The 14,543-nt window shown below is 46.5% G+C and carries 14 protein-coding genes; 4 read left to right on the top strand and 10 right to left on the bottom strand.

Translation table 11 applies throughout. The annotated features are described in order from the left end of the window. Positions 1–225: 225 nt before the first annotated feature. Complete coding sequence (gene hflX / locus CES79_RS00825; protein WP_054653759.1) at positions 226–1,503, top strand: GTPase HflX; 1,278 nt, start codon at positions 226–228, stop codon at positions 1,501–1,503. 84 nt (positions 1,504–1,587) lie between these two features. Here hflX and CES79_RS00820 read toward each other — a convergent pair whose 3' ends face one another. The 9 genes from CES79_RS00820 to CES79_RS00780 all read right to left on the bottom strand — a co-directional run bounded on the left by CES79_RS00820 (position 1,588) and on the right by CES79_RS00780 (position 8,161). Continuing rightward, positions 1,588–2,241: an amino acid ABC transporter permease gene (locus CES79_RS00820; RefSeq protein WP_054653757.1), complete on the bottom strand. Its 654-nt coding sequence runs from the start codon at positions 2,239–2,241 to the stop codon at positions 1,588–1,590. An 11-nt stretch (positions 2,242–2,252) separates the two neighbouring features. Then, positions 2,253–2,891, bottom strand: a complete 639-nt coding sequence (locus tag CES79_RS00815; RefSeq protein WP_054653756.1) for an amino acid ABC transporter permease — start codon at positions 2,889–2,891, stop codon at positions 2,253–2,255. After that, the gene (locus tag CES79_RS00810) at positions 2,888–3,721 is read right to left on the bottom strand and encodes a transporter substrate-binding domain-containing protein (protein ID WP_054653754.1); all 834 of its coding nucleotides are present in this window, start codon (positions 3,719–3,721) and stop codon (positions 2,888–2,890) included. The genes CES79_RS00815 and CES79_RS00810 overlap by 4 nt, the downstream gene beginning before the upstream one ends. 18 nt (positions 3,722–3,739) lie before the next feature. Beyond that, positions 3,740–4,480 (bottom strand): amino acid ABC transporter ATP-binding protein, encoded by a 741-nt coding sequence (locus tag CES79_RS00805; protein ID WP_089136028.1) that lies wholly within the window; start codon positions 4,478–4,480, stop codon positions 3,740–3,742. A 506-nt stretch (positions 4,481–4,986) separates the two neighbouring features. Beyond that, on the bottom strand, positions 4,987–5,934 hold the full coding sequence (locus tag CES79_RS00800; RefSeq protein ID WP_191983062.1) for a DUF6681 family protein: 948 nt from the start codon (positions 5,932–5,934) through the stop codon (positions 4,987–4,989). Between the two features lie 14 nt (positions 5,935–5,948). After that, entirely contained in the window at positions 5,949–6,506 is a 558-nt protein-coding gene (locus tag CES79_RS00795) for a hypothetical protein (RefSeq protein WP_054653750.1), read from the bottom strand. A 108-nt stretch (positions 6,507–6,614) separates the two neighbouring features. After that, a complete protein-coding gene (locus tag CES79_RS00790) occupies positions 6,615–7,055 on the bottom strand; it encodes a Fur family transcriptional regulator (RefSeq protein WP_089136027.1) in 441 nt (146 codons plus the stop codon). A 105-nt stretch (positions 7,056–7,160) separates the two neighbouring features. After that, complete coding sequence (locus tag CES79_RS00785) at positions 7,161–7,724, bottom strand: nucleoside/nucleotide kinase family protein (RefSeq protein ID WP_170173490.1); 564 nt, start codon at positions 7,722–7,724, stop codon at positions 7,161–7,163. A gap of 11 nt (positions 7,725–7,735) precedes the next feature. Beyond that, positions 7,736–8,161, bottom strand: coding sequence for a bis(5'-nucleosyl)-tetraphosphatase (locus CES79_RS00780; RefSeq protein ID WP_054653744.1), 426 nt, complete (start codon positions 8,159–8,161; stop codon positions 7,736–7,738). Positions 8,162–8,378: 217 nt separating this feature from the next. On the opposite strand from CES79_RS00780, the gene CES79_RS00775 reads away from it, so the two are divergent. Continuing rightward, positions 8,379–9,782, top strand: a complete 1,404-nt coding sequence (locus tag CES79_RS00775) for an amino acid permease (protein WP_054653742.1) — start codon at positions 8,379–8,381, stop codon at positions 9,780–9,782. A gap of 60 nt (positions 9,783–9,842) precedes the next feature. Here the strand turns inward: CES79_RS00775 and CES79_RS00770 are convergent, their stop codons facing one another. Beyond that, positions 9,843–10,988, bottom strand: coding sequence for a cation:proton antiporter (locus CES79_RS00770; RefSeq protein WP_089136026.1), 1,146 nt, complete (start codon positions 10,986–10,988; stop codon positions 9,843–9,845). 143 nt (positions 10,989–11,131) lie between these two features. Here CES79_RS00770 and CES79_RS00765 point away from each other — a divergent pair, with 143 nt between their 5' ends. Next, positions 11,132–13,540, top strand: a complete 2,409-nt coding sequence (locus CES79_RS00765) for a Xaa-Pro dipeptidyl-peptidase (protein ID WP_089136025.1) — start codon at positions 11,132–11,134, stop codon at positions 13,538–13,540. Between the two features lie 50 nt (positions 13,541–13,590). Beyond that, positions 13,591–14,502 carry a proline-specific peptidase family protein gene (locus CES79_RS00760; protein WP_054653740.1) on the top strand — a complete coding sequence of 304 codons (912 nt, stop codon included), beginning with the start codon at positions 13,591–13,593 and terminating at the stop codon, positions 14,500–14,502. Positions 14,503–14,543 lie beyond the last annotated feature (41 nt).

Here is a 14,543-nt window from a genome sequence, read left to right as displayed (position 1 = left end):
TTTGTCACAAAATCTGCATATATTTTCGTTAATTAGAATAACTTTTCGTTTCAGGAACCGTTTCTTTATTTAATCCCCCGGCTCAAAGATGAATAAACCTGCTCATTATTGTAAACTGCCGCTGGCTTAAATACAATTGTCTAAAGCCATTAGGCCCCGCTACCTCCCCGCTCTATCCGGCGGGACTATGTTATACTGGGGCTAAACACTAAGGATGGTGACAACATGGATAACAGCGAACTTGTGCCGGTCGTAAACATTGGCCTTAATACAGGACGCTATAACTTTGATTATGCCATGGAAGAATTAAAGGCTTTGTCAGAAGCTAATAACATGAACGTGGTAGAAACCACCGTACAAAATCTCAGTCAGCCAATTGCCGGAACCTATTTTGGAACTGGTAAAGTTGAAGAACTCCGTGACATTGTCGTGGATACAGGGGCTGAAATTGTCGTCGCAAACGACGAATTAACCCCTAGCCAAATCAGAAACCTCGAAAAGATCGTCAAGGTCCCAGTGATGGACCGAACCGGTTTAATCCTCGCTATTTTCGCTAACCGGGCGCAATCCCGTGAAGCTAAACTGCAGGTTCAACTGGCCAAGCTGCAGTATCAAATGCCGCGGCTGCACACCGCGATGAACCAGCGTTTGGATCAACAAACCGGGACCAGTTCTGGTGGTGGCTTCACCAACCGTGGTGCTGGTGAAGCACAAGTTGAATTAAACCGCCGGACGATTCAGCGGCAAATCAACCATGTCAGACATGAACTAAAAGACGTCGACAAATCCGCCGCGGTCAAGCGTCAGCAACGCGAACGCATTCAACTGCCTAACGTGGCGTTAATTGGCTACACTAATGCTGGTAAATCAACCATCATGAATGAATTGGTCAAACGTTACGGTATGAACGAGGACAAACAAGTCATGGTGAAGAACATGCTTTTCGCCACCTTGGATACCAGCGTTCGTCAACTGCAGTTCGACGACGCTAAGAAGCTGCTGCTCAGCGATACGGTTGGGTTTGTCTCCCAGTTACCAACGACTTTAATCGAAGCTTTCAAGTCCACTCTGTACGAAGCTGCCAACGCCGATTTGTTAGTCCAAGTCGTCGATTATTCCAGTCCTAACCGGATCGATATGATGTCTACGACCAAACAAACCTTAGCGGAAATTGGGGTACCGGACCTGCCAATGATCACCGTTTACAACAAGGCTGATCTGACTGACCAGGACTATCCTTCTCGAGCTGGTGATGAACTCGTAGTTTCCGCCAAGGATCCCGCTTCAATCGACCTCTTGGTTCAAGTGATCAGAGAAAAGGTCTTCAAGAACTACGTGACCGCCACTTTCTTGATTCCGTTTGAAAAAGGCGACATCGTGTCGTACTTAAACGAGCATGCCAGCGTTAAATCAACTGACTACCTCGCTAACGGTACCAAGATCGAAGCCGAAGTCACTAGCGTCGATTATCAACGATTTGAAAAATACGTTTTGGAACAGTAAAATCTTAAAATAGACAAAAAATAGAAGTCAGTTTCCCTGTTAAGGAGAATTGACTTCTATTTTTTTATACCAGAATCAGAACCGCTAACCCATTCGCCGTTCCAGCGAACGTGACAGCACTGATAAGGCGTAGCAAACAATAAAGTACATAATCGCGATCATTAAGAACATCGGCAAAATGTAGGTTGAATTTTGACCGTAAACGATCTGCGCGTTATGCATCAGATCTGGCAGCACAATGATGGTGGCCAGTGACGTATCCTTGATCAAGGAAATAAATTGACTGACCAGCGCCGGAATCATCTTTTTCATCGCTTGTGGCAAGATGATGTGATACAGTGCCTGGCCATACGTCAAGCCATTAGCCCGGGCACCTTCCATTTGGCCAGGATCAACGGCCACGATCCCTGACCGGACGATTTCAGCAATCATCGTTGATTCAAAGATCGTCATGGCAAAGATGGTCGCCCAAACACTGCTTGGCCGAAAACCGAGGTTTGGCAGGCCAAAGTAAGTGAAGAAGATGATCAGCAGTAATGGCAGATTACGAATAATATCGATAAACAGCCCAATCACTGGTGAGACGACCTTGATATTCACGTAACGGATGATGCCTAAAATGGAACCTAAAATGTAACTGCCAATAATCGAGACCACGGACACAGCCACTGTGATCCAAAGGCCCTGTAACAAATAATGGATATTGATCCACGAATACGCATCGAGAAAGTCTTTCATGACTGCACCCCCTAGGCTAACTTCTTTTCAAGATACCGCATCCAGTAACTCAGCGGCAGCGTAATGATCAGGTATAAGATCCCAATACAGATATAAGTGCTCATGGTATTTAAGGAATCTGACGCGATGACGTTACCTTGATACATCAGATCAAACCCAGCCACGAAGGCGAGGACTGATGAATTTTTAACTAAGTTAATGAACTGGTTACCCAGTGGTGGAATCACGTAACGAAAGGCTTGTGGCAGCACAATGTAGCGCATGGCTTGCCAGAACGATAGCCCGTTGGCACGAGCCCCTTCCATTTGTCCGGGATCCACTGACTGAATCCCAGAACGAACCGTTTCAGCAATGAAGGCTGAGGTATAAATGGTTAAACCGATCGTCCCAGCAGTAAACCCGTTGATCTTCGTGATAAACATGGGAATGACCACGAAGAAGAACATCGTAATAACCAGCAAGGGAATGTTTCGGAAAACTTCAATATAGATTCGGGCAATGACCCGTAAAGCCTTAATCGGTGTCGTTTCGAAGATGGCAAACATTGATCCAATAATCAAACTAAAGACCAGCGCGATCACGCTACATAATAAGGTTTGACCGAATCCTTGGAGCAATAGACTGCCATAATTATGAAAGATAGCTATCATCGTTCCATCTCCTTATAGTTTAACCCAGGTACGTTCCCAAACCACTTCTTCAAAATCCGGTTGTACTGACCGCTTTGTTCAACCTTGGTCAAAGCGTGATTGAGATCATGCTTAAACTCAGGCTGGTTTTTATTGATGGCGATCCCGTATGGTTCCTTGGTGAAGGCCCCACCGGCTAGATGATAACCGGGATTTTCAACTGACATCCCGGCTAAGATACCATTATCAGTGGTTAAGGCTTCACCTTGACCTGATTTCAAGGCCGTCATGGCTTGCGCGTAATCGGAAAGCTGCAGCACCTTCGCTTTTGGCGCAAACTTGGCAACGTTTTGAACCGAGTTAGAACCAACCACACCAAGAACGGTAGCACCGTTTTTATTCAAATCCTTCACGTTTTTGATCGGACTGCCATTTTTAACTAACAATGATTGACCAGCGTCAAAGTATGATCGTGAAAAATCGACCTGCTTTAACCGCTCTGGGGTAATCGTCATGGTCGCCATAATGGCATCAATATTCCCGTTTTTAAGTAACGGCATCCGAGTTGAACTGGTAACTTGGACAAAATCCGCTTTCCCTTTGGGTCCTAAAATTTGTTTAGTGAGCGCCTTTGCCATATCAACTTCAAAACCCTTGATCTGACTATTTTTAACGTCCATTAAACCAAACAGTTTCGTATCAGCTTTAACACCCCAAGTAATCGTGTTGCTCTGCTTAGCACGTGTCACCACGTTTTGATCCGCCAGCGGTTTTGACCCGCAGGCAGTAAGCACTAGCAGTAAAGCAAGACTAGAGACAATAACGCTGACCAATCGGAATAGTTTCTTCATGCTCACATCTCCTGACTTTTAATGAGTGATAATCTTGCTTAAGAATTGACGCGCACGTTCGTTACTTGGCTGCCCATCAAAGAACTTCTCTTTACTGTCATCTTCCAGAATATGGCCATCCGCCATGAAGACGACCCGGTTAGCCACTTCACGAGCGAAGCCCATTTCGTGGGTCACCACTAACATGGTCATGGAAGAATCACGAGCAATGTCTTTCATAACGTTGAGCACATCATCGATCATTTCCGGATCCAGCGCACTGGTTGGTTCATCAAACAGGAGTGCTTTGGGCCGCATGGCTAGTGAGCGGGCAATGGCGATTCGTTGCTGCTGCCCACCAGAAAGCTGTGCTGGCATCTTAGGTGCCTGATCAGCCAGACCAACCCGGTCCAGCATATCCATGGCAATCTTTTTATTTTCTTCTTCTGGTCGTTTCAAAACCAGTCGCGGTGCCAGCATAATGTTTTCCAAAATCGTTTTATTCGCATAGAGATTAAAGTGTTGGAACACCATCCCGACATTCTTTCGAATCCGGTTCATGTCCGTTTTGCGGTTAGCTAGATCTTGGCCGTTGACGATCAACTGGCCTTCTTGAATCCGCTCCAACCCGTTTACCGTTCGAATCAGCGTTGATTTACCAGAACCAGATGGGCCAATCAGCACCACAGTTTCACCAGCATCAATGGTTAGGTTAATATCATGCAGCGCATGAAAGTCGCCGTAATACTTTTGAACATTGTGAAATTCAATCATTGACATTTTTTTCCCCTCCGCCTTATGAAAATAGCGACTAATGGCTAAAATAATCTACAACGAGATAAGCGAACAAGCTGCATGGATCCGACAGAGGCATACAGCCCGCTCGCTTTAATGGCTGGAAATCATTAGCTATTAGTTTCGCTTGAGTTGCGCTTGGTTGAAAGTGTATGTCTGAAGCACCGAAATACCCAGTTTAATTTCATACACTTCTAATTTTAACTCACTATAAATATTAAACCATATTCACTCATTGGTCAAAGCACGTAACCGCTTAAAGTCCGTCATATCGGCTTGTATAGCCACCAAAATACTGCTAAATCACGCTTATTTAAACGCATTAATTTTTTCATCGGCCGGAAAAATATTCATTTATTTCAAAATATTCATTTTATAATTATGGGACTTTCATTAGAACTTAAAATAGATAACCTGTACCAGACCACTGCTTAAGACAGACAAAAACGGGTCCCCTAGTCTGGGAACCCGTTTGCATGATCCATTGTTTTTTAGTGGTACCGTTTCATTCTTGAAGCTGGTTCCCTAGTCGTTAACGTTGGCCGAGCAGTACTTGGCTGAGCCGCGGTGCGTTCGCCAGGTTGCTCAGCGTGTGCCCGAGCTTCTCGTTCATAGGCTAACTGAACCCGAATGGTGTATGGTGCTTGCTTTTCAATCGGTTCATTGCGGCCCATCACCATGTATGGTCCACCAACTAAAATCACGTTCGCCAGATAAAGCTTCACTTTATCGTAGACATCCGCGATTGGCTGCAATCCAACCGTGGTAATTTTACCCATCGGCTGCTTTTGGGCCTGATTCATGCCAGCGTACACGATCATTTGCTGCCCATCTTGCTGCAGCTCAAAGTAGGGGATGTTTACCCCTAAGCCGATCGCGTAGACGGGCTTTTTATTTTGAGTGATCTGCTGAGCCAGTTCCCGTGACCCTAATCCACCGTAGTTAGGGGTCATGAGGTTCATCTGCTGCAGCTGATTAGCCAGTTGGGAAATATTAGCGCTCTGTTCTGAATTAACCGCTACTTTACCAGGTAAGATCTTCTTACTGTCAAAGTAACCGTTAGCCGGAATGTTAGCCCCGTTTAACAGGTCATTGCCGCGTCGTTCACGACCTGATTGCTTGGTCTCTTCGGCCTCTTCAACGTTGCCGCCCAGCGTCTTTCCCAGTACTTTTTCAATTTTGGGCGAGATATCCAGTGGCGCCTTCTTTTTAGTGAAGTAGTAAAAAACGTTCATCACTGAAAAATAGGCCAAGATAATGGCAACTAACAGAATCAAACTGCCACGTAGACCGAACCCGTTTTTAATCCAACGAACTGACACGTACAGCAAGTAGATAACACCCAAAACGCCAAGAATGGTGTAGATTCGGTTCTTCAGCTTAACGTTTAGGTTTACATATCCCAGGTAGTGATTGATCATATCTAAGAAACTAAACAAGTGGTGTCCCCTCCTTATTGCCCTGATGTTTGATTGGCATTGCCAGTGTCACCCGCGTTATTAGTGTCACCAGTCCCGCCTGAATCATTATTGGTCTGCGCATTATTGGTCGTATTCGCATTGTTGGTATTATTGGTTTGCGGCGTCTTCGTTGTTGACTTAGAACCCGTTGTCTTCCGCTCAGTATTACCAGTATTACCGGTGTTTTCAGTGGTTTTACTACCAGATTTCTTAGAACGCGTACTGGTTTGATTAGCGCTGCTCGTTCCAGTTTCTGGCGTACTCGTACTTGAGCTATTTTCGTCTTGCGTGTCGCTACTGTCCTGTGAACTGGAATCCTTTTTCTTGGAACTGTCACTGCTGGAATCCTTTTTGTCTGAAGATTTACTATCAGAATCAGATGACTGCTTCATAGAACCTGAGACGGCACTATTTGAAACGATTTGGGCACTCGTTGGCTTGCCTTCATTAGAATGACTGACTGAGTTAACCACCACGTTGGTCGCACCCAACGCAATCGCAATCGAAACGATTGCAAACGGGGTTATAAATGGTGGTGTGCGATATGCCATGTTTCATTCCTCCCTTAAAAACGACTTTTCTTATAATATTAGTATCTCAAATTATTATTAATAAACAACAAAACAAACCTTAAATATTAAATAAGGTTTGTTTACAGATCATGACTTTGCGAGTAATTTTTGACAATCCGGACAAATCCCATAGAGTTCGATTCGATGGCCGACAATGTCGTAACCTGGCAATTGCGCCTCAAAAACGTCCATTGGGCATTCTTTCAGTTCTGTAACCTTACCGCAATTTTGGCAAATAAAGTGATGGTGGTGAAGGTGCCGAAAATCACACTGGTATTTGACCCGTGCGCGATCGCCTTGAACCTGCTGTTCCACCATACCAACTTCTTCAAATTCCTTAATGTTGCGGTAGATCGTATTATGACTCATCCCTGGGAACTGCTTTCTCATGTACTCATCAACGAGGGTCACGTCATGGTAGTGATCTTGGTTTTGAAGTAAACAGCCTAACAGCGCTTTACGCTGTTTAGTGACCTTTAAATGATTCTTTTTTAGTTCTGATAACGCCTGTGTAAGTTCAGTTTGCATGTCTGGACACCTCTTTGAGAGTAACTTCCATCTTAAATAATAATGATTACGCTTAAGACAGTGTATCACAAATACATGCACAATGACACATATGTCCATCACGTTTTACAAAGAGGGTGCCTGCAAGCCGGTCACAATGGCTGTCAGTTTGTCTTGTGTCTGATTCCAATCGTCATTTTGAATTACCGTAGCGACCTGTTTCAAAGTCGCCGGCAGGGTAAGATCACGGCTGTATTCCTTGCTTTTGATTCGCGACTGGATCATTTCTAACTGGTCGCCGCGGTCCCTTAACCGTTCGTGTAAGATCACTGACTTCCCTACCGTCAAGAAAAGAATGAAAGCCTGCTGCTTAAGTTCATGCACATAGGTTTCAGCGCCCTTCGTATCAAGCACAATGCTGACCAGATCTGACTTTTCAAAGGCCCGCTCCAGTCCCTCATACGATGAGCCATACTGATAGCCCGCATAGGTCACTGATTCTAAATAATGGTTCTTACTGAAACTGGCGTCAGACTCAAAATAGTAGTCCACGCCATCTTTTTCACCGGGTCGCATGGGCCGGGTGGTATGGGTAATGATCCGTGGAATTTGATATTTAGTTTTTAAGTAGGTACTGACCGTTGTTTTACCGGTTCCCGTTGCACCCGTAATGACAATGACGTGTTTCATGTTTTCCCCCATTATTTAGCTGCGATCTTAGCCACGATATACTGATGTGCCCGTTTCATTAATTGTTTTAAATTATCATAGGTTAATCGCTCAACTGCTTCGGTCTCGTTAAACCAGCCGTAATCACTGATCTCAATGTCTTGTTTAGTCACCTTAACATCAACCGGAACTTCACTGATAAACAGGTGAACTTCCTTATGATTGCCGTTGGGCAGTTCATACTTTAATTCATCATGGTAGTTGGTGTCGATGGTCACGTGAAGCTGCGTTTCTTCGCGAATTTCGCGGATCGCTGTTTCATCCAGCTTCTCATCACCTTCAACGTGCCCCTTAGGAAAACCCCAAAAGTCACTGGTTGCACTCTTCAATAGTAGATACTCTGGCTGTCCCTTTAAAACCCGATAAACCACTGCGCCGCTGGCTACTTCTGTTGTCATTTTAAATCAGTCCTCCCGAAATTGTTGATACCCCTTATTTTAGCCTAATCGGGGGGGCAAGCAAACTCCGAAAAGCCAGTTTTGGCTAAAATTTTCAAAAAAATCGTCAAGGTTCACTTTGGCCTTACCGCCTCGAATTGCTTTTAAGGGTCAATATGGTTAGAATAGATTTAAAATTCTTTTCAATCTTTAATTATTTATTTTTGGAGGAACCCATATGTCATCATTAGTTTCACGGTTATTTCGTCGAGAAAAAGTCGACCGCTATCTGGAAACGGACAAGAAATTTGTCAAAACCATGTCCGCGGTCGATTTGATTGCACTGGGAATCGGTGCCGTCATTGGGACTGGGATCTTTATTCTCCCCGGTACCGTTGCCGCGACTAAAGCCGGTCCCGGCATTATTTTGTCCTTTGTTCTGGCGGCCGTGGTCTGCTCAACTGCTGCCATGTGCTACGCCGAATTTGCTTCAGCCCTGCCAGTTGCCGGCAGTGCCTATTCCTATGGCAACTTAGTCTACGGAGAAATCATCGGCTGGATCCTTGGCTGGGCGCTGATCTTGGAATACGTGCTAGCCGTTGCGGCCGTTTCCAGTGCTTGGGGCGCTTACTTTAAATCCTTCATGTCTGGCTTCGGAATTAACGTTCCGGCAGCCATTGTGGGACCATTAGATATCGCTCACGGATCCTACGGCAACTGGATCGCTATTATCATCGTGTTAATCATTTCATCACTGTTAGCTCACGGGATGAAAACTTCCGTTCGGCTAAACAACATCATTGTTTTTGTTAAAATTGCCATTATTTTACTGTTCGTGGTCGTTGGAGCGTTCTTCATCAAGCCGGGTAACTGGCATCCGTTCATGCCCTTTGGGGTTCACGGGGTGTTAGCCGGTTCTTCAGCGGTCTTCTTCGCTTACCTTGGTTTTGACGCCGTTTCTTCTTCAGCAGCGGAAGTTAAAAACGCCAAACGCAATATGCCAATTGGAATCATTGGCACCTTGATCATTGCCACCTTGCTTTACGTGTTAGTTGCCATCGTGTTGACCGGGATGATCAGCTACACGAAACTCAACGTGGCCGATCCGGTGTCCTTCGCCCTGCAAGTCGTTCACCAAAACTGGGCTGCTGGGATCATCTCGCTAGGCGCTTTAGCCGGGATGTTTACGATGATGGTCACGATGATCTACAGTTCCTCACGGCTGATCTATTCCATTGGCCGCGATGGTTTGCTACCTAAGTTCTTGGGTAAGATCGATGCTCATGGTAACCCGATCAACAGTCTGCGGACCATTACCCTGATCATTGCGATCATGGGTGGCTTCGTGCCTCTGGATCAACTGACCAACCTGGTCAACATTGGGACCTTAATTGCCTTCCTGTTTGTTTCCTTTGGGATCATTCCCCTTCGGCACAACAAGGAAATTGAAAACAGCCATGGCTTCCAAGTTCCATGGTACCCGGTACTGCCAATCGTTTCAGGGTTCTTATGCATGTTCATGCTGACCCAGCTGCAGGCCGAAACCTGGATTGCTTCCAGCATCTGGTTCTTATTGGGCCTGATCCTTTACTTTAGCTATGGGATGCACCATAGCCGGTTAAACCAGCCGGACGCTAAATAATTTTAAAAGGCCACAGAAATCCCAAAAGATTTCTGTGGCTTTTAGTATCTAATCTAACCGTTATTCCAGCCGGGCAATGGCGTGTTTCAGTAATAGTGGCGCGATCACCGTGCTTAAGATGATGACCACGATCAGTTCGGAATAGAGTTCCGGTGCTAGTAATTTGGCCTGATAACCAATCTGAGCGATGATCAGCGCCATTTCGCCACGGGAGACCATACCGGCCCCCACCACGTAGGCGCTGTTAAAGCTAAATCCCAGTAGTCGGGCACCTAAGCCGCCACCGATCAGTTTGGATAACACCGCCACGATGGTCATTCCAATAATCAGTAACAGGTTGCTCCAGAAATGGTCAAAACGCATTTCCAGCCCGATGCTGACAAAGAAGATGGGCACGAAAAAGGCGTAGCCAATGGGGCTGATATTCGTTTCAACCTCTTCTTTGGCATGGGTCTGAGCCACCGCGATCCCCGCAAAAAACGCGCCGATCACAGCACTTAACCCGGTCAGATCAGCTAGATAAGCCATTCCCAGACAAATAATCAGTGACATGATTGGGACAGCTTGCGGCACCGGCAAATGTTCGAATAGTCGGATCAAAAACGGTGCCATCCAGCGAATGACCACGTAGACCATCACGAAATAAGCAAGCTGTTCCGCAATGCTTAACACTAGGTTAGGCTGACTGCTACTGCCACCGGAAAACATACTGACGAAGATACTTAGAATCAGCACCGCCATAATGTCGTCAACCACGGCAGCCCCAAGAACAGTAGCCCCCTCCTTAGTATTTAATTTACCGAATTCGCGCAAAACTTCCACTGAAATCGACACCGAAGTGGCCGCAAAAACGACACCCCAGAAAATCGCGCGCTCGAAACTTTGATGCATGAGCACCCCGTAAATATAAAAGCAGACCATGGGTAAGATCACCCCTAGCGTGGCCACACTGATCGCCGGTTTAAAGTACTTCTTGAGCAGTTTCAAATCACTTTCCAGCCCCGCCATAAACATCAAAATGATCACGCCGATTTCAGCCCCAGCGGACAGTAACTCACTGGGCCTGATCCAGTTCAGCAAAGCGGGTCCCAGCACAATCCCCACCAGTAATTGGCCGATCACGCTGGGAATTCCGATGCGCTGACTTAAGGCCCCCGCAATAGTGGTCGCAAACAATATCAGGGCAATTCCGCCGATATAATTCAAATAACCGTTCCTTTCTATTTGTGTCCTGCAACAATTTACTACTAGTGTATCATGGCCCAAACGTTTCTGGCTATCAGCTCGGCTTATGGGAACCGCCTTGCGTTATAATAAAGCCATTACTCGACCGCAGGAGGTTTTATTAAATGAAGATCAATCAATTCGCAATTGCACCGATGACCTTGGCTGATGAAAAGAAGGAATTACTCGCCATTCATTTTATCAGTCAGGCCGATTTACAGCTGACGTCGCACCGGTTCTTGCACCGGCTGCTGCAGCAAAGTTTCCCGGAAGTCACCAGTACGGAAGCTGCTGACGGTAAACTGGCTAACTTACTGGCAGCCCAACAGTTGGATGCCCGGTCGTTAACTGAGATCAGTGCTGATATTCAGCCGTTACATATCCTCAATCTATATTTACAATTACTAGGCTTTGAAGCCGGTCAAGACTTTCAACTGGATGCCCCAGAAAAAATGGCGGCCAATGTGAACCTGCCCAAGTTCGACCATGACAGTCTGAACAATGCGGATCTGCTGCACGCCTGGTACCAGCTGCTCATCACCCACACCACCACTGGTCAAACTTTTCTGGATCAGCTGGCCAGCCGCGGTTATTATCACCGGTTGCAGGCCAGCGTCAAATTACCCCAGCCACTGTTCTTCAACGGCAAGGCTCAGCCGGTCTTTGACACCACGCAGCTGATTCACGAAGTGGTCTACGTTGAATCATCTCAGGATAGTGACCATGACGGTTTATTGGACCTGTTAAAGGTGGAAATCACGCGGCCAGCTGAATCTAATCTTCAACCAGTGCCTGTACTGTACACCGCTTCACCGTATAATCAGGGCACCAATGATGCTGCTGGCGATGCTTTGACGCACAACGTCAACGTCCCGTTAACCGAAAAGCCCGTCACGGCCAGCACGCTTAGCGATACTTCCAAACAACCAGTACAGTTGCCCGACCCCAGAGTCGTCAACGGTCATACTGATCAGGCGGACGAAATTTTTGGCAACTCGTTTGATTACAGTCTTAACGACTATTTTCTGGCCCGCGGTTTCGCCGTGGTCTACGCTGCTGGCATTGGTACCAAGGAATCGGACGGGCTGCGTACTACCGGTGACCCCGAAGAAACGACTTCCACGATAGCCATCATCGAATGGTTAAACGGGAAACGGACGGCCTTCACCAACCGCACTGCTAACATTGCCATTGACGCCAACTGGTCCAATCACCACGTGGCCATGACCGGCAGATCATATTTGGGCACGCTCGCTACCGCTGCGGCTACAACCGGTGTGGATGGGCTCAAGACCATCATTTGTGAGGCCGGAATTTCCAGCTGGTACGATTACTACCGGGAAAACGGCTTAGTGATTGCTCCCGGCGGTTTCCCAGGTGAAGACGCTGACGTGCTGGCTGAAGAAACCTTCTCCCGCCAGCAGCAAGCCGGCGATTACAGTCGTGTAGAGCAAAAATGGCAGCGTCAATTAGCTGCTATTAAAACTGGTCAAGATCGTGATACCGGTAACTACAACGATTTTTGGGATGTGCGGAACTACCGTAAAAACGCCAAAAACATTAAAGCAGACGTCATGATCGTACACGGACTCAACGACTGGAACGTCAAACCCCGTAACGCCGAAAAATTGTGGCGGGCAATCAGTGGTCTACCCATTAACCATAAAATTATCTTGCACCAAGGCCCCCACATCTACATTAACAATTTCCGTTCACTGGACTTTACCGACATGGTGAACCTCTGGTTATCTCATGAACTGTACGATCTGGATAATCACGCTGAAAAAATCTTACCGGACGTTTTGATTCAAAATAACACCCAGATCGAATCTTGGCAGGCCTATCCCGATTGGGGCGCTACTTCTAACCCGACCGCCCACTATAATCTGACCACCAAGGGACTTTCCACTGAAACCACTAGTCAAGAAACGGTTCAATTTGATGATCAGCTAGACGATTCGAACTTCCAGCAATACGCCAAAAATAACGCTCAGTGGCAGCAAGATTTGGTCAAATCTCAGTCACCGCTGGCTGGTCACCGACAAATCTTCCAGGCACCCGCTCAAACTGACACACTGGTGATCGACGGCTGCGCCAAATTGCATTTAAGCGTGGCTTCCAATCAGCCAATTGGGCTTATCAGTACGGAATTAGTTGATCTCGGCAGCTTCAAACGGCTAAACCCACTGCCAACCACTTTAGCCAGACAAGCCATGGTGCTGGGTTACCATTATCGAAAAGAAGACTTACGTGAATTCCAATTAGCGAAAAAGGCCACGCCCTACCAACTGATTTCCAAAGCTCACATGAACCTGCAAAACCGGACTTCATTAACGCAAGTCGACACCGTTAAGCCAGGCGTGACTTACCCCATCACATTGGAATTACAGCCGACCCATTATCAGTTGACAGCCGGTCACCAACTGGCGCTGATCGTTTACGCGACTGATTTTGGCATGACCGTCCGCGGTAACCAGAAGATCACTTACACCTTATCGTTAGCGAATAGCTGGCTAGAACTTCCCCACTTATAGACTTCGTGATATTATGATAGATAACTCTAATTTGAAATGAGGTAATTTTCATGAAACAAGGCACCACGATCATTACGCTAGATAACGGCTACCATTTGTGGACCAATACCCAAGGTGAAGGCGATATTCATTTGCTGGCATTACACGGTGGCCCTGGTGGCAACCATGAATACTGGGAAGATACTGCCCAACAACTGAAAAAACAGGGTCTCAACGTTCAAGTTCATATGTATGACCAATTAGGTTCTTGGTACTCCGATCAACCCGATTACAGTGATCCCGAAATTGCTAAAAAGTACCTGACTTACGACTACTTCTTAGGCGAAGTTGAAGAAGTCCGTCAAAAGTTAGGTTTGGATCATTTCTATCTGATCGGCCAATCATGGGGCGGCGCGCTGGTTCAAATGTATGCTGCTAAGTACGGTCAGCATTTGAAGGGTGCCATCATTTCCTCAATGGTGGATAACATCGACGAATACGTGACCCACATCAACCAGGTCCGAGAAGAAGCCCTGCCAGCCGATGCCGTGGCTTACATGAAGAAGCAAGAAGCCGCTAACAACTACGATGACCCACAATACCAAAAGTACGTGGATGTCTTAAATGACGGCTACGTTGACCGTAAAAAGCCAGCCGCCATTTCCCACTTGATTCCAACCATGTCTCGGCCAGTTTACGGCGCTTTCCAGGGTGACAACGAATTCGTCATCACTGGTAAGTTAAAGGAATGGCAATTTGAATCCCACCTAAAGGAAATCAAAGTGCCAACGTTGCTGACCTTTGGCGAACACGAAACCATGCCGATCTCAACCGCTAAACGGATGGCCACTGAGATTCCCCATGCGCGTTTAGTAACTACTCCCGGTGGCGGTCACCATCACATGATCGATAACGCACCCGTTTATTATGATCATTTGGCAACCTTTATCAGAGACGTTGAAAGCAACAATTTTAACGACTAATCATTAATTTCTGATCAAATGACTACACGAAAAGGCGTCGA

Source organism: Secundilactobacillus silagei JCM 19001, from assembly GCF_002217945.1.
Lineage (GTDB): Bacteria > Bacillota > Bacilli > Lactobacillales > Lactobacillaceae > Secundilactobacillus > Secundilactobacillus silagei.
Note: the sequence above shows the minus strand (reverse complement) of the source record. Positions and strands in the feature narration are given on the sequence as shown.